This is a genomic window from Pandoraea apista (assembly GCF_001465595.2).
Lineage (GTDB): Bacteria > Pseudomonadota > Gammaproteobacteria > Burkholderiales > Burkholderiaceae > Pandoraea > Pandoraea apista.
Genome location: NZ_CP013481.2, coordinates 4120206 through 4136659, shown reverse-complemented (window position 1 = coordinate 4136659; position 16454 = coordinate 4120206). Strand labels below are relative to the sequence as shown.

The 16454-nt window shown below is 64.1% G+C and carries 14 protein-coding genes; 8 read left to right on the top strand and 6 right to left on the bottom strand.

All coding sequences use genetic code 11. The annotated features are described in order from the left end of the window. Positions 1-92 precede the first annotated feature (92 nt). From AT395_RS18630 to AT395_RS18620, 3 genes are all read right to left on the bottom strand, one after another. Positions 93-1409 carry an MFS transporter gene (locus AT395_RS18630; RefSeq protein WP_048629955.1) on the bottom strand — a complete coding sequence of 439 codons (1317 nt, stop codon included), beginning with the start codon at positions 1407-1409 and terminating at the stop codon, positions 93-95. Positions 1410-1501: 92 nt separating this feature from the next. Then, on the bottom strand, positions 1502-2260 hold the full coding sequence (locus tag AT395_RS18625; protein ID WP_042116956.1) for an SDR family oxidoreductase: 759 nt from the start codon (positions 2258-2260) through the stop codon (positions 1502-1504). Positions 2261-2433: 173 nt separating this feature from the next. After that, positions 2434-3900 (bottom strand): aldehyde dehydrogenase family protein, encoded by a 1467-nt coding sequence (locus tag AT395_RS18620; protein ID WP_048629954.1) that lies wholly within the window; start codon positions 3898-3900, stop codon positions 2434-2436. A gap of 272 nt (positions 3901-4172) precedes the next feature. Between AT395_RS18620 and AT395_RS18615 the strand changes: the two genes are divergently transcribed. From AT395_RS18615 to AT395_RS18595, 5 genes are all read left to right on the top strand, one after another. Further along, a complete protein-coding gene (locus AT395_RS18615; protein ID WP_042116953.1) occupies positions 4173-5609 on the top strand; it encodes an FAD-binding oxidoreductase in 1437 nt (478 codons plus the stop codon). A gap of 192 nt (positions 5610-5801) precedes the next feature. Continuing rightward, positions 5802-6845 (top strand): ABC transporter substrate-binding protein, encoded by a 1044-nt coding sequence (locus AT395_RS18610; RefSeq protein WP_048629985.1) that lies wholly within the window; start codon positions 5802-5804, stop codon positions 6843-6845. A 45-nt stretch (positions 6846-6890) separates the two neighbouring features. After that, positions 6891-8012, top strand: a complete 1122-nt coding sequence (locus AT395_RS18605; protein WP_042116952.1) for an ABC transporter ATP-binding protein — start codon at positions 6891-6893, stop codon at positions 8010-8012. A 99-nt stretch (positions 8013-8111) separates the two neighbouring features. Further along, complete coding sequence (locus AT395_RS18600) at positions 8112-9818, top strand: ABC transporter permease subunit (protein WP_094068436.1); 1707 nt, start codon at positions 8112-8114, stop codon at positions 9816-9818. A 47-nt stretch (positions 9819-9865) separates the two neighbouring features. After that, positions 9866-10777, top strand: coding sequence for a dihydrodipicolinate synthase family protein (locus AT395_RS18595; protein ID WP_042116948.1), 912 nt, complete (start codon positions 9866-9868; stop codon positions 10775-10777). A 91-nt stretch (positions 10778-10868) separates the two neighbouring features. Here AT395_RS18595 and AT395_RS18590 read toward each other — a convergent pair whose 3' ends face one another. Next, positions 10869-11726, bottom strand: a complete 858-nt coding sequence (locus tag AT395_RS18590; RefSeq protein ID WP_042118915.1) for an IclR family transcriptional regulator — start codon at positions 11724-11726, stop codon at positions 10869-10871. A gap of 153 nt (positions 11727-11879) precedes the next feature. Here AT395_RS18590 and AT395_RS18585 point away from each other — a divergent pair, with 153 nt between their 5' ends. Both AT395_RS18585 and ppa read left to right on the top strand, forming a co-directional pair. Further along, positions 11880-13064, top strand: a complete 1185-nt coding sequence (locus AT395_RS18585; RefSeq protein WP_048629953.1) for an alpha-hydroxy acid oxidase — start codon at positions 11880-11882, stop codon at positions 13062-13064. Between the two features lie 102 nt (positions 13065-13166). Beyond that, positions 13167-13694, top strand: a complete 528-nt coding sequence (gene ppa, locus AT395_RS18580; RefSeq protein WP_042116944.1) for an inorganic diphosphatase — start codon at positions 13167-13169, stop codon at positions 13692-13694. 98 nt (positions 13695-13792) lie between these two features. Here the strand turns inward: ppa and AT395_RS18575 are convergent, their stop codons facing one another. Both AT395_RS18575 and AT395_RS18570 read right to left on the bottom strand, forming a co-directional pair. Then, positions 13793-14395 carry a TetR/AcrR family transcriptional regulator gene (locus AT395_RS18575; protein ID WP_042116943.1) on the bottom strand — a complete coding sequence of 201 codons (603 nt, stop codon included), beginning with the start codon at positions 14393-14395 and terminating at the stop codon, positions 13793-13795. Positions 14396-14424: 29 nt separating this feature from the next. Continuing rightward, positions 14425-15039 (bottom strand): NAD(P)H-dependent oxidoreductase, encoded by a 615-nt coding sequence (locus AT395_RS18570; RefSeq protein WP_042116941.1) that lies wholly within the window; start codon positions 15037-15039, stop codon positions 14425-14427. A gap of 176 nt (positions 15040-15215) precedes the next feature. On the opposite strand from AT395_RS18570, the gene AT395_RS18565 reads away from it, so the two are divergent. Next, entirely contained in the window at positions 15216-16352 is a 1137-nt protein-coding gene (locus AT395_RS18565) for a GNAT family N-acetyltransferase (protein WP_048629952.1), read from the top strand. Positions 16353-16454 lie beyond the last annotated feature (102 nt).

Here is a 16454-nt window from a genome sequence, read left to right as displayed (position 1 = left end):
GTTACTCCCAAGGGGGCCACCCGGCCAGCAGCCCCGTAGCGCCTTGGTCTTGGTCACCAAGACGAGGTTTCGTCAGGCGATCTGCGGGGCCGTCACTTGTTCACAAGTCGCGCAGGCACCGAGAGCGTCAGCAGTCCGCCGAGAATCATGAAGACCGTGAGCAGGAACATACCGCTGTTGGTACTCTGGGTGGCGTCTTTGAGAAACCCGATCAGATAGGGGCCTACGAAGCCAGCCAGATTGCCCAGCGAGTTGATCATCGCGATACCGGCGGCAGCGGCGGTGCCGCCGAGAAACGCGGTGGGCAGACTCCAGAACAGCGGCAGCACGATCATGATGCCCATTGTGGCGAGCGTCAGCGCGAACATGGCGAGTGGCGTGTTGTGGCTCCAGACCGTCGACAGGAACAGGCCGATCGCGCCGATGAACGCCGGGATCGCAATGTGCCAGCGGCGCTCGGCGCGCAGGTCGGACCGACGCCCGACCGCGACCATCGCGATCACTGCAAAGAAGTACGGAATTGCCGTGAGCAGGCCGATCTGTAACGGATCGGCCACGCCTGTGCTCTTGATGATCGTCGGCAGCCAGAAGCCCACGCCGTACAGACCGATCACGAACGAGAAGTAGATGAGGCTCATCATCCACACGCGCGGGCTGGAGAACACACGACGCAGCGGCAGGTCCTCTTTGGTCAGCACATCGCTGGCGATATTGCGCTCCAGCATCGACTTTTCGTCGTCGTTGAGCCACTTGGCGTCGCGAATACGGTCGTCGAGAATGAACAGCACGGCAATGCCGATCACGACCGACGGAATCGCTTCGATCATAAACATCCATTGCCAGCCGGCCAGGCCGGAGACGCCGCTCATGTCCTTCAGAATCCAGCCCGAGAGCGGGCCGCCGATCAGCCCCGACAACGCCACGGCGGTCATGAACCAGGCGGTCATGCGGCCGCGCCGGGAGGCCGGGTACCAATACGTGATGTACAGGATGATGCCGGGGAAGAAGCCTGCCTCGGCCACGCCGAGCAGGAACCGCATGACGTAGAACATCGCGGGGGTGGTTACGAACATCGTCGCACCCGAGATGATCCCCCACGAAATCATGATCCGCGCAATCCACACGCGCGCGCCCACGCGGTGCAGGATCACATTACTTGGCACTTCGAAGAGGAAGTAGCCGATGAAGAAGATGCCCGCGCCGAGACCGAACACCGTCTCGGAGAAATGCAGGTCGCCGATCATCTGCAACTTGGCGAAGCCGACATTGACACGATCGAGGTAAGCCACCACATAGCACAGCAGCAAAAACGGAATCAGCCGCCAGCCGACCTTGCGGTAGGTAGCCGCTTCAAAGTCGGCCGATGGCGCGGTGGCCATGGGCGACGGGGGCGTCGGAACGCTGTTCATACGGATCTCCTCCGATTTGACGTTGTGTTGTCTGTCGTTATGGTGTGAGTGCGACAACTACGGGTGCTACGACATGCAAACATGTGGATCGCTCAGATGCAACGTCCACCGTCGACCTCGAGGCAGACACCGGTGATGAAGGCGGCGTCGTCGCTGGCGAGATAGAGGCAGGCGTTGGCAATGTCCTGTGGCGTGGAGAAGCGACCGAGCGGAATGCCGGCGAGGAATTTGGCGCGATTCTCGGGGGTATTGGGCACGCCCATGAATTCGGCAGTCAGTCCCGTGTCGCCAATGACCGGATTCACGCAGTTCACCCGGATATTGCGCGGGCCGAACTCGGCGGCCATCGCCTTGCTCGCGGTGATCACGGCCCCCTTGCTGCCGTTGTACCAGACGAGCCCGGGGCGCGGGCGCACGCCCGCAGTGGACGCGATATTGATCATCACACCGCCCCCGCGTTGAAGGAAATACGGAATGACGGCGCGCGCACTCCAGAAGATGCTCTTGACGTTTACCGCATAAACACGATCGAACTCGGCCTCGGTGACTTCGAGCAGAGGTTTGTTGCGATGGGTGGTGCCCGCGTTGTTGACCACGATGTCGAGATGCCCGAAACGCGTGACGGCTTCGTCGAGCAGCGTGACGTGATCGTCTTCGCGCGACACGTCGCCGTGCACGAACGCGGCGCGTCCGCCTGCGGCGGCGATTGCTTCGGCAACGCGCTCACCGGCCTCGCGATTCAGATCGTTGACGATGACCGCGGCGCCCTCGCGCGCAAACGTCCGTGCGATGCCTTCGCCGAAGCCGGAACCGGCGCCGGTCACGATGGCCACTTTCTCTTGCAAACGCATGCCTTGTCTCCTGAGTTGCCGTGTTATGGCGAAGCGCGGAGCGATGAAAGGGCCGCGTTTCGCTGCGATCTAAGTCAGGTCGGTGACTGCGGGGTGCGGCGAGTTACTGAGAGATGCAGATGCCGCGAGGTGCTATCGGGTGTTGCTGTGCAAAGCAATCGCTCTCGAACGGACTAACCGTGCCGGATAGCGACCGTCTTGAGCGTGGTGAAGCCGTAAAGCGCTTCGAAGCCTTTTTCGCGTCCGTGGCCGGAGTGCCGCATGCCGCCAAACGGAAGTTCCACGCCGCCGCCGGCGCCGTAGTTGTTGATGAACACCTGTCCCGCGCGAATGGCGCGCGCCATGCGCATCTGACGTCCGCCGTCGCGTGTCCATACACCGGCCGCCAGCCCGTAGAGCGTGCCGTTGGCCAGACGCACGGCGTCGGCCTCGTCGGTGAACGGCATGGCCGCGAGCACCGGGCCGAACACTTCCTCGCGGGCGAGACGATGCGTCGCTGGCACGTCGCGCAGCAGTGTGGGGGCCTGATAGAACCCGGCTTCCGGCGCACTGCCGACCACTTCCCCCTGCGACATCACGGCTATGCCGTCGTGCTGCGCTTCGGACAGGAAGTCCCACACGCGTTGCTGTTGGCGAGCGTTGATTAGCGGGCCGAGGTCGAGATCGTCGTGCGACGGTCCCACGCGCAGGTGCGCGAACGCCTCGGCCAGATGGGCGAGCACGGTTTCATAGGCGTCGCGCTCGACCAGCAGACGGCTGCCGGCCGAACATGTCTGTCCGGCGTTCTGCACGATGGCGTTGACGACCACGGGCAGCACGGCCTCCATGTCGGCATCGGCAAAGACAATCTGGGGCGACTTGCCGCCGAGTTCGAGCGTGACCGGCGTATGGTTTTCGGCGGCCATTTGCGAGATCAACGTGCCGGTCGCGGGCGAGCCGGTAAAGGAAATGTGATCGATGCCCGGGTGCCGCGCGAGCGCTGCGCCGGCTTCCGCCCCGTATCCCGTGACAATATTGAGCGCCCCCGGAGGCAACCCGGCTTCGAGCGACAGCTCGGCAACGCGCAATAGCGACAGGCAAGCGTCTTCGGCCGGTTTGACGACGCATGCGTTACCCGTGGCCAGCGCGGCGGCCACGCTGCGCCCGAAGATCTGCAACGGGTAGTTCCACGGAATGATGTGCCCGGTCACACCATGCGGTTCTCGCACGGTAAACACGGTGAAGCCCTGCTGATAGGGGATCGTCTCGCCATGCAGCTTGTCGGCGGCGCCCGCGTAGAACTCGAAGTAGCGAACGATCGCTGCGGCGTCGGCGCGCGCCTGCCTGAGCGGCTTGCCGGTGTCGCGGGCTTCGAGTTGCGCCAGCGCTTCATGATGCCGGGCGAGGGTATTCGCCAGGGCGTACAACATACGGCCACGCTCGGCAGCGGTGGTGCGTCCCCACTCGCCCTCGAAGGCGGCGCGCGCGGCTTTCACGGCGCGGTCGATGTCTTCGGCGTCGCCCCGGGCAATCTCGGCAAAGGGTTGTCCGTCGGACGGGTCGATCACGGGAATGGGGGAGGCGGCAGGCGTGGCGGAAATGCCGGACCGCCTGGTGGATGCGACCCATTGATTGCCGATGAAGTGTGTAGCTTCGGGCATGTCGACGTCACCTCGTGTGGGGGTGACGCTCATTATCACTTAACTCGCGAGGGCGTTGACCGTCGGATAGGGCACATCCGCATAAACACCTAAAATGAGTGCATTGCAATTAAAGATATTTTATTGCAATTTTTTATCGCCTATCCTTGATCACATCGAATCGCCAGACGTGCGTCTGGCACAGGGCGACTACCGCTCGCCGCGCGCTGTAACGCACACCGTGGCGAGGCAGGTGAACCGATGCATTCAGGCAATTCAGGAGTCGGCAGGAAATGAACGATGCAGTGACGCGCGAGACGCTGATCCACCACTTGCAAAAAGCGCTTGGCGCGGATGCCGTGCTCAGCGATGCGTCCGATACCGCCGGGTACACGGAAGACTGGCGCGGACGCTATCGGGGCGAAGCACTGTGTGTCGTGTTGCCGTCGTCGACCGCGCAGGTGAGCGAGGTGGTGAAGCGATGCGCGGCGGCCGGCGTGCCGATCCTCCCGCAGGGCGGTAACACCAGTCTGTGCGGCGGTGCGGTGCCGCCGGGCGGCGGCCCGTCGCCGGTGATTGTGAATCTGGCGCGTATGCGTCACATCCGTCAGGTCGATGCTGCGAACGGCTCGATGATCGTCGAAGCCGGGTGCATTCTGAAAACCGTGCAGGACACGGCGGCGGATGCCGGTCGTCTGTATCCGGTGAGTCTCGGCGCGGAGGGTTCGTGCCAGATCGGCGGCACGCTCTCGACCAACGCCGGCGGCACCAGTGTGCTGCGCTACGGCAACACGCGAGAGAACGTGCTGGGTCTTGAAGTGGTGCTGGCCGACGGCACGGTCTGGGACGGCCTGCGCGCGCTGCGCAAGGACAACACGGGTATCGATCTCAAGCATCTGTTCATTGGTGCGGAAGGCACGCTGGGCATTATTACGGCCGCAGCGCTCAAGCTGCATCCGCTGCCGACCTGTCATGCGCTCGCCTGGTTCGCACCACGCGATCCGGCCGCCGCCGGGCAGATTCTCGGCATGTTCCAGAACGCCTGCGGCTCGCGTTTGTCGGCGTTCGAAATCATGAACCGCTACCAGCTCGATACGGTGCTGGCCAACGTGCCGAACCGGCGTAATCCGCTCACGGGCGCGCACGACTGGCATGTGCTGGTGGAACTGGGCGATACGCGCGACGCCGAAGGGCTCGAAGCCGTGCTCACCGAAACGCTGGGCGAAGCGATCGAACAAGGGCTGGTGGCAGACGCCGTCATCGCGGCGAACGAAACCCAGCGCGCCGATCTCTGGGAAGTGCGCCACAGTGTGAGCGAAGCGAACAAGAAGGCTGCGGTCGGTCTCACCACCGATTGCGCCGTGCCGGTCTCGAGCGTGCCCGAATTCATCGACGCCGCCACGCGCGCCGTGCATGCCATCGTACCGGGGCTGGACATCGCCATCGTCGGCCATATGGGTGACGGCAACGTGCACTTCATCCCGATGTTCTCGTTTGCCGCGTGGGCGGCGTTACCCGACAGTGCGTCGATGGGCGACGCGATGCGCGCCTGCGTGAACGACGTTGCCGCTCGACTGTCCGGCACGTTCAGCGCCGAACATGGTGTCGGCCAGACGGGGTTGCCGCTCATGCAGCGTTACAAGTCGCCGGCCGAACTCGCGCTCATGCGCACCGTGAAGGCGGCGCTCGACCCGAACCAGTTGCTCAACCCGGGACGCCTCGTTCCCTGAGTCATTTCAGTTCTGCTGTTTGTTTTGCCATAACTGCGCGCGCGGCGGCTGTGCCGAAGTTGCGGTCCGTCGCCGCGCCCACCCTCCTAGCCAAGACCGGAGACCATGATGAAACGCAAGACCTCCGCAAGCCCGCTCGACATCGCCGATAACCACGCAGCGTCGCTTGCGCAACCGGGCCGCCGCACGGCCATGAAGACGGCGCTCGCCGGCGCGGCCGCCGTGGCGTTCCCGTTCGTGTGGACGCCCTCGCGCGCCGCCACCAAGCGCATCGTGGTGCGCGACGACGGCGGTATCTACACGAAGGCGTACGACGCCGTGTACTACAAGCCGTTCGCCAAGGCGACGGGCATTGAAGTCGTTGGCGTGCAGGCCAACGCCGAGCCGACCGCGCAGATCAAGAGCATGGTCGAGGCAGGCAGCTACACGTGGGACATGGCCAAGATCAGCCAACCCGCGATTCTGCTGCTGACCTCGGGCGGCAAGGAATATCTGGAGCGGCACGGCCTCGAGTCGGACCCGACCGTCGCCAAGATTCCGAAGCAGTACATGTCGCCGTTCGGCGTGGGTACCAACGTCTATTCGACGGTGCTCGCCTATCGCACGGATGCCTTCAAGGGCCGCAAGGCACCCACGTCGTGGGCCGATCTGTGGAACGTGAAAGACTTCCCGGGGCGCCGCTCGATCCGCAAGTATCCGTTCGACACCATTGAAGAAGCGCTGATGGCCGATGGCGTTGCGCCGGGTTCGGTGTATCCGTGCGACTTCGACCGCGCGTTCAAGAGCCTGGACAAGATCGCCAAGCAAGTCGCGGTGTGGTGGACCACCGGCGCACAGGTCGAGCAGATGCTCGGCTCGGGCGAAGTGGACATGGTCGCCACGTGGGCCTCGCGTGCGCAGTCGGCACAGGCCAACGGCGTGCCGGTCGAGATTGTGTGGAACCAGAACATCTGGGGTTGCGACAACTGGTCGATCCTCAAGGGCACGCCGAACGCGGCGGCGTGCCGTGAGTTCATCAAGTTCGCAAGCGATCCGAAGCGTCAGGCGGAACTGGTCAAGTTCTTCCCCGCCGGCATGACGCAGCCCGAAGCGTTCAACTATGTGAAGCCCGAGGTGGCGAAGCACTGCCCCACGTTCCCGGAGAACATCAAGAGCGGCGTGCAGATCAACGCGCAGTTCTGGCAGCAGAACCAGAGCGCGGCGCTCGAACGTTTCAACCGCTGGATCCTGACCTGATCCTCACCTGCCGTTTCGTTTCACGTTTTTTGGGGTGCTGATCTCATGACCGTTGCCAATCTTCAAGTCTCGGGCCTGTCCAAGCGTTACGGCGATTTCGTCGCGCTTGCACCGACCGACCTCGATGTCGCTCAGGGCGAATTCCTGACCTTGCTGGGCCCGAGCGGCTCGGGCAAGACCACGTTGCTCTCGCTCATCGCCGGTCTGTCGCAGCCCGACGCGGGCGCTATCCGCATCAACGGGACCGATGTTACATACGGTGCGCCGTACGAGCGCGACATCGGTATGGTGTTCCAGAACTACGCGCTGTTCCCGCACATGACCGTGGCGGAGAACATTGCCTTCCCGTTGCAGATGCGCCGCACCGACGCTCAGACGGCTCGCAAGATGGTCATGAACGCGCTGGAAATGGTTCACCTGCCGCATGTGGCAGAGCGCTATCCGCGCGAGCTCTCGGGTGGTCAGCAGCAGCGCATCGCATTGGCGCGCTGCATGGTCTACCGGCCGTCGATCATTCTGATGGACGAGCCGTTGGGCGCACTCGACAAGAAGCTGCGCGATCACATGCAGCTCGAGATCAAGCGCATTCACCGCGAACTCGGCACCACCATCGTGTACGTGACACACGATCAGGAAGAAGCGATGACGATGTCCGATCGCATTTGCCTGATGAACGCCGGAGAAATCGCGCAACTGGGCACGCCCGACGACCTGTATTTCCGTCCGAAGAGCGTGTTCGTTGCCGACTTCCTCGGCGAGTCCAATCTGCTCGACGCCACCGTGCTTGAACGCGCGGGCGATCAGGTGCGCGTGGCGATGCCGGGTGTGCAGGGGGCGAACGGCGCGGGCGCGATGGTCTACGACCCGCAGGTCGAGCAAGGCCGTGCGGTCAAGCTGATGCTGCGGCCGCAGAACCTGCATGTCCATGACGGCGAGAGCCGCCGCGATGGTGTGTCGACGATTTCGGCGAAGCTCACCGACATCATGGTTACGGGCGGCATGACCAAGCTGTACCTGCAATCGGATGTGACCGGCGGCAAGGCCGGCGAGCCCGGCAAGTCGCTCGTTGCGGCATTCCCGACGCATCGTCAGGGCAACCGTTTCGAGATCGGGCAGACGCTGGGTCTCGCCTGGCATGCCGACGACGCCGTTGCGATCGCGGGGTAAGCAATGAGTGCATCCGCCGTGGTTCGCCCTTCGTCGTCCAGTCCCGTTCAGCCGGCGCCGCGCCGGTCGCGTTGGCGCGCTCGCCTGCGTCCGATGCTCATGGCCGCGCCGATCGTGATTTTGCTGACGGTCATGCTGATCTATCCGGTCGGTCAGTTGCTGTTGCTGAGCGTTCGCGGCGAGGGGGGCTTCACGCTCGCCGAATATCAGCGCCTGTTCGCCTCGTCGGTGTATGTCGAGGTGTTGCTCATTACGCTCAAGGTCTCGCTCTACACGACCTTCTTCGCGGTACTCACGGGTTACCCGATTGCCTACCGGCTCTCGACGCTCACCGGCGCGCGCAAGCAGCGCCTGCTCTTCTGGCTGCTGGTCTCGTTCTGGACCAGCTTCCTCGTGCGTACGTTTGCGTGGGTGGTGCTGCTCGGGCGCAACGGGGTCGTCAACCGCACGTTGCTCGATCTCGGCCTGATCGACGCGCCGCTCTCGCTGCTCTACAGCTTCCCCGCCGTGATTCTCGGCATGGTGCATGCGCTCATGCCGCTGGCCGTGCTCACGATGCTCTCCGTCATGGAGAACATCGATCGCCGTCTGCCGAGTGCAGCATCGACACTGGGGGCGCGTCCGGGCACGGTGTTCTGGCGTGTGTACTTCCCGCTGTCGCTGCCAGGCGTGGCGGCGGGTGCGCTGATGGTGTTCGTCACGTCGATCGGCTTCTTCATTACGCCGACACTGCTGGGCGGGCGGCATGAAACCATGATTACGCAGCTCATCATCGATCAGGTGATGCAAGCGTTGAACTGGGGCTTTGCCGGTGCGATTTCAGTGCTGCTGCTGGCCGTGGTGCTCGTTGTGTTCCTCGTCTACGACCGCATGGTCGGCCTGTCGACGATGGCGGGCGGCGCAGGCGACGTGAAAGCGGGCAAGCGTCGCGGTGGCTGGAGCCGCACGCTCGGCGAGAAGGTTCTCGGTGCGCTGGGCAGCGCCACCGACGTCATGCTGCGCGCAATGCCGCGTCATCAGGGCGAGCAGGGCGACGGACTCGTGCTGCGCGTGATCGTCTTCCTGCTGGTGGTGTTCCTCGCCGCCCCGGCGCTGCTGATGATTCCGGTGTCGTTCGATTCGGCCTCGGCACTGGCGTGGCCGCCGAAGGGTTTCTCGCTGCAGTGGTACCAGCAGGTCTGGGATTCGCCCCTGTGGATGCAGGCAATCACGCGCTCCATGCTGGTTGGCATTGGCGCCGGTCTGCTGTCGATGCTGATTGGCACGCCGGCCGCGTTCCTGCTGGTGCGCGGCGGCATGCGCGGCAAGTCGGCGATGCTCGCCTTCGTGCTGGCCCCCATTGTGGTGCCTCGCATGATTCTGGCCGTCGGCGTGTTCTATTTCTTCGCCAAGATCGGTCTGGTGGGCTCGAATGTCGGGCTGACCATCGCGCATACAGTGGTGGCTGTGCCGTACGTCGTCATCACCATGATGGCGGTGCTGCGCAACTACGACACGCGTCTCGATCTGGCGGCTTACAGCCTGGGGGCGCGTCCGTGGGCCACGCTGCGCCGCGTAACGTTCCCGATTCTCGGCGCGGGCCTGCTGTCGTCGTTCCTGTTCGCGTTCGCCACGTCGTTCGACGAACTCACGATTGCGCTGTTCACGTCGGGCGGCCTCTCGACCACATTGCCCAAGCAATTCTGGGATGAGTTGACGATGCAGATTTCGCCGGTGATCGCTGCCGTCTCCACGTGCCTGTTCCTTTTCATCGCCGCACTGATCTGGGTGGCCGAGCGTTTGCGCCGGCGCAGCCTTGCGACCTGATGCGGTATCCGACTTCTCCGAACTTACGATTCACGGACGTTTAATTCATGCTTCGTTCTGCACAACTGAAGGGCATTCTGCCGGCGATTCCCACGCCGGTGAATGCCGACGACACGATTCATACCGACGCCGCCCGCGCGTTGATGCGCTACCTGCTGGGGCAGGGCATCGATGGCGTGGTGCCGCTGGGCGGCACGGGCGAGTACGGTGCGCTCTCGCGCACGGAGCGCGTGCGCATGGCCGAGCTCACCGCGCAGGAAGTCGAGGCGCACGGCCGCGACGTGCCGGTGATCGCTGGCGTGCTGGACCCGGGCTATCACGACGCCATCGAGGCCGGGCGTGATTTCGCCGCGGCCGGCGCCGACGGGTTGCTCGTGCTCACGCCGTATTACACCAACCCGACGCAGGCCGGTATTCGCGACTACTTCCTGCGCTACGCCGACGAGTCGCCGCTGCCGATCCTGATCTACGAGATTCCGTACCGCACGCGGATCGCGATTGCCCCGGAGGTGCTGCACGAGTTGTCGCGCCACGAGAACATCATCGGCATGAAGGCCTGCAACACCGACATGTGGCATTTCCTGCGCACGGTGGCCGGGGTCGACGAATCGTTTGCCGTCCTGAGCGGCGAAGACACGCTGTTCCCGCTGCATGTGGCGGCAGGCGCGCGCGGTGGCATTGTGGTGACGGCGTCGCTGTTGCCGACGGCGTGGCAACGTATTTTCGCGCTCGCTTCGGAGGGCAAGACGGCGGAAGCGCTTGCGCTGCATCGCTCGCTTATTCCGCTGATGAATCTCGCCTTTGCCGAGACGAATCCGGGGCCGATGAAGTCGGTCATGGATCTGATCGGTGTGACGGCGCCGGCGATGCTCGCACCGCTGGTGCCGCCCGCACCGGCGCTGTCGGCACAGTTGCGCGAGGAACTGGCCCGGCAACTGGCGATTTTCGAAGGGCGTTGAGGCGATACGCCGTTAGCGCGCCGAAGGGCCCGGGTCCGCTCGCCGCAGTTCGTTATGCGGCAGCGGACCATCGACAGCACACTGACGTGGCTTATCGGCGGAAGGTCGACAACCGGGATTTCGAGATCGACGTCGCGGCGACCTGAATGTGTTGGGCGAGTTCGGCTTCCGCGCGTTGACGCGTCCACCGCGAGGTCGGCACCGAGATGTTGATGGCGGCCACCGCGTGGCCGTCGTGATCGGTGATGGGCGCGGCGACCGAAATGTCGCCCATCACCGTTTCGTTCTCGATGATCGCAAAGCCGTGACGCGCAGTGTTCCGGATACGTTCGAGAAGCTTCGTCTTGTCGGTGACCGTGTACGGCGTCATCGGGTCGAGGGGCGTTTTCGCGAGAATGTCGTCCACACGCGCCTGGGGCAGCCGCGACAAGATCGCAATGCCTGACGCCGTGAACATGGCCGGCAGACGCGCGCCGACCACGATATCGATGTTCACCAGATGCTGGCCGGGAAACCGTGCGACGAACACGATTTCGTGACCGTCCAGCTCCTGCAAGTTGGTGGTCTCGCCGACCCGCCGGCTGATGTCGAGCAGATACGGCGAGGCTTTGTCGACCAGTTCGTTTGCCCGGATGTAGTTGTACGAGAACTGAAGGACCTTCGTGGTCAGGCCGTAAGTGCGGGTGTCGGGCACGCGGTAGAGATAGCCAAGCGCTTCGAGCGTGTGCACGAGCCGCTGTGTTGCGCTCCGGTCGAGTTCGGCCGCTTTGGCAATGTCGCTGAGCGTCATGTAGCGCGCGGGGCCGTCGAAGGCGTGCAAGACCTGAAAGGTCTTCTCTGTCGAGCCGACGAAGAGCGACGAGCGCGGCGCGAGCTGCGTCGCGTCGCTGGAGGATTGGGCTGACGCGTCTTCGGAAGGACGGGACGACCGGGCAGGCAAGCGCGGCATGGAGTGTGCGAACGTGTTCGAATTGTAATGATTGTGATTGTAATGCAATTGTTTGTGCCCAACTAGCGAACTTCGTCAGCGCCCGGATGGGCGTGACACGGATCGACGTCTCGTGGCGATTCCCACGAGCGGACATGAGGACAGGGGGGAGGAATGCACGCGTTTTCCTGCGTGGAGGATTACCGCCGGGCAGCCCGGCGGCGGTTGACGAAGCTCGCGTTCGATTATCTGGAAGGCGGCGCGGAAGACGGCGACGCGCTGCGGCGCAATCGAGAGGCCTTCGGGTTGTGGGGCTTTTCGCCACGCGTGCTGACCGATACGTCGGAAATGTCGAGCGCGGCGACCTTCTGGGGGCGTGAAGCGGCCGCCCCGATGGTGGTGGGGCCGACCGGCCTCAACGGATTGTTCTGGCCGCGCGCGGACGAACTGCTCGCGCGCGCGGCTGCCGATGCCGGGCTGCCGTTCGTGTTGTCGACGGCGTCGACCTCGTTGCTTGAGGACGTGCGCGCGGCCGTGCCCGACGGCGAGCTATGGCTCCAGCTCTATGTCCAGCAGGACCGGCGCATTGCCGAGAGCATGATGCGCCGTGCGCGCGAGGCCGGCTTTCGCACCTTGCTGCTGACGGTCGACACGCCAGTGCATGGCAAGCGCGATCACGACACGCGTAATGGTTTCAAACTGCCGTTGCGTTTCACGCCGCGTCTGGTGGCCGATTGCCTGCGGCATCCGCACTGGAGCTGGCAGATGCTGACTCACGGTGCGCCGCAGCTGCGAAACATTGCGAAAAGCGTGGGCGAGCGGGCGGATCTGGCGCGCCACGCGGCAATGCTCAGCCGTCAGATGGATCTGTCGCTCGGATGGGACGATCTGGCCTGGGTGAGACGTCACTGGCCGGGCGAGGTGCTCGTCAAGGGCATTCAGACGGTGGACGACGCCCGGCTGGCGCAGGCGCATGGCGCCGATGGTATCGTCGTCTCGAATCACGGCGGACGGCAATTGGGTAGCACGCTCGCACCGGTAGAAGTCTTGCCGTCGATTGTCGAGGCCCTCAGCGCTGGTGGCCCTGCGATGGCGGTCTTCGTCGATGGCGGCGTGCGGCGAGGTGCGGACGTGGCCAAGGCCGTCGCATTGGGCGCCAAGGGCGTATTGCTTGGCCGGGCGCCATTGTATGGCGTGGCGGCGCGCGGCGGGCAGGGCGCTGCCGAGGTGCTCGCGCTGTTGCTCGGCGAGTTGCGCACGACCATGCAACTGCTCGGTTGCAAACAGGTGGACGAACTCACGCCGCAGCGGCTTGCCCGTCTCCCGGCAATACAGGCAAATCGGGCAAACCCGCTATAATGTTCCGCGCCCGATTGCCGTCGGGCGGCGTGGCATCCGGCAGATGACGGGCGTGCGCGCCGTGTGGCGGCAATGCCCTTTTTCATACACAGGAATGCGATCATGAGCTTCAACCACGTGCCTGCCGGCAAGGACATCCCCAACGATTTCAACGTCATCATCGAGATCCCGGCGCAAAGCGACCCGGTGAAGTACGAGGCTGACAAGGATCTGGGTCTGCTGGTCGTTGACCGCTTCATCGGTACGGGCATGCGCTACCCGGCCAACTACGGTTTCATTCCGCAAACGCTGGCAGGCGACGGCGACCCCGTCGACGCGCTGGTCGTCACGCCGTTCCCGCTGCTGGCCGGCTCGGTGGTTCGCTGCCGTGCACTGGGCATGCTCAACATGACCGACGAATCGGGCGTGGACGCCAAGCTGGTGGTCGTGCCGGTCGACAAGATTTGCCCGATGACGGCGCACATGAAGTCGATCGACGACGTGCCGGGTTACCTGAAGGACCAGATCAAGCACTTCTTCGAGAACTACAAGGCGCTCGAGAAGGGCAAGTGGGTCAAGATCGAAGGTTGGGAAGGCATCGAAGCCGCCCACAAGGAAATCGTCGAAGGCGTGGCCAACGCCAAGAAGTAAGCGATCGTCGCCTGCGGCGTCGCGCGTCGACACCAGAGAAACCCGGCCGTGCGCCGGGTTTTTTTACGCGCCGCGCGCTTCGTGCGCAGGCAATGCGGTTACGCCTTGTGGCGCTTGACTATCGCCAGAATGGTCTGCGTCAGTTCCGCCTGGGCGTCGTCTGGCGTGATGTCGCCGGCGACCGCGGCGTCCGAGAGTGAGTCTGCGGCCCCCAGCATGGCCCACATGGCGGGCGCAGGGACACCCTGCGATCCGGCGAACGGCGCGAGCACGGCCGCACACTTTCCGATGAAGGTCTGCTGGTACTGCCGCTTCACTGCGGCAAGCTCTGCCGAGCCACTGAGCGCGGCCAGTACCCCCGAAATCTCGCGGCCCTGCGTCAACACGCACGTCACGTAGCTCGACGCCATCACGCGGGCCTTGTCCTGCAAGGTCGGTTTCGCCGCCGCCACCGAACGGTCGAAGATCACGGTCTGACGTTCGTCGTAGTCCTGATACAACGCGGCGAGAAGCCCATTGCGCGTGCCGAAGTGGTCATACACCACCGGCTTCGTGACCCCCGCCGCCTCCGCCAGCCGCCCCAGGGTCAGGGCGTCGGTGCCTTCGTCGCCGATGAGGGTCCACGCCACGTCGAGCAACTGTCGTGTGCGGGCGTCGCGCGGCATGCGTTGGCGGGGGGCGGCGTCGGTGGCTGGGCTCATGGCTGGGCAATACGCGATGGGGGTAACGGTCAGGGGGCGTTTGCGAAGACCTTCCGGCCGATCGCACGCGCGGTGTCGAGATGGGCCTCAGGGTAGCCGGTGTCGGAGGCCAGGAGCAACTCGGATGTGACGACTTGTGCGCCACAATAGCCGAAAATGCCGTGATCGATCTGGGTTTTCATCGCGCCGAAGTAGCCATGCCGGGCCATCGTGCGTTGGTCGGCGCCGCCGACCGCCACCAGATGCACACGCAGTCGTTGCAGCTTCTTCATCACTTTGCCGCCTTCCACGTCTTCATAGGCCCAGCCTTGTGTGAATACGCGATCGATCCATCCTTTGAGCAGGGCGGGAAACGACCACCAATAGATCGGGTAGACGAGCACCAGTGCGTCCGCCCGGTCAATGCGTGCGTGCTCACCCGCGACATCGGCGGGCGCCTCGCGCGTTTTCTGGAACAGCGCGAGATCGTCGACAGAGAATCGCGGGTCGAAGCCCTCCGCCGCCAGATCGGCAATCTCGACAGTGTGAGAGGCAGGCGGGTGTGCCTGCGACGGCGTTGTGGCGATTCCCTCGGCAACGTGTGAGGCAATGGCATGGGTGAGCGATTGGGCGTCGGGGTGTGCGACGACGACAAGGGCATGCATGACAACTGGCTCCTTAATAAATAACCTACCAATGGTAACTTACTTTTGGTAGGTTGTGTTTTGTTGCATCGGTTGCCTGAAGGCAGCGTCGAGTTCGGCGACAATGTCGGCCAGTGGCAGGGTGTTGCGCCGGCGGGTGCCGTGCGGCGGCCGTTGATTGGCAAACGAGGTGTGATGTGAGCAGCGACGTAGTCATTCGTGTAGTGCAATCGCTTGAAGGGGTGCCGGCCAATGCGTGGGATGCCCTCGCGGGCAGCAACCCCTTCGTGAAGCACGCATTCCTGCATGCCATGCATACGAGCGGGTGCGCATCGAAGCGCACTGGCTGGCAGCCGGCTTATTTGCTCATGCACGCCGGCGACGTGCTCGTGGGCGCCATGCCGCTTTACGTCAAATCGCACTCGCGCGGCGAATACGTTTTCGATCATGCGTGGGCCGATGCGTTTGCGCGCCACGGTCTGGACTATTACCCGAAGCTGCTATGCGCCGTGCCGTTTTCGCCGGTCACGGGCCCGCGCCTGCTGGCGCGCACGCACGCCGACCGGGTAGCGCTCGCCCGGGGGGCGATTGCCTTCGCAAAGCAGCTCGAGTTGTCGTCGATCCATGTGTTGTTCACCCATGAAGACGATCTGGCGGCGCTGACAGAGGCCGGCTACCTGCTGCGCGAGGGCGTGCAGTTTCACTGGGAGAATCCGGGCTTTGCCACGTTCGACGACTTCCTCGCGCAGATGAACCAGGAAAAGCGCAAGAAGCTCAGGCAGGACCGTCGGCGTGTGCGCGAGGCCGGGGTGAGCTACCGATGGCTGCGCGGCGCCGAGATTGACGACGCGGCGCTCGATTTCTTCTATCAATGCTATGAAAACACGTACCGCGAGCACTGGAATGCGCCGTATCTGAGCCGCGCTTTCTTCGCTCAGGTGCATGCCGCCATGCCGGATGCACTGCTGCTCGTGGTCGCCGAGCGTGACGACGCGCCGCTGGCGTGCGCGCTCAACGTGGTGAGTGGCGACACGATGTACGGGCGATATTGGGGCACGACGGACTTCGTCTCCGGCATGCACTTCGAGACGTGCTACGCGCAGGGCATCGAGTATTGCATCGCGCATGGGCTGCGCAGTTTCGAGGGCGGGGCACAGGGCGTGCACAAGATGTCGCGCGGTTTGCTGCCCACCCCCACGTGGTCGGCGCACTGGATTGCGGATCAGCGCTTTGCCGACGCCATTGCCGAGTTTCTCGATTCGGAGACGTCGGCGATGGAAGCGCATATCGGCGAGCTGGAAGCGCATACCCCGTTCAAACGCCCGGTGTCCTGACGCTACGATCGACGTGCTGCCGGCGTCGCCGCATCACGCGCAAGCCCCCGGCACGGCGGGGCCTCGCGTAATATACTGACGAATCTAACGTCCGCCGCTCGC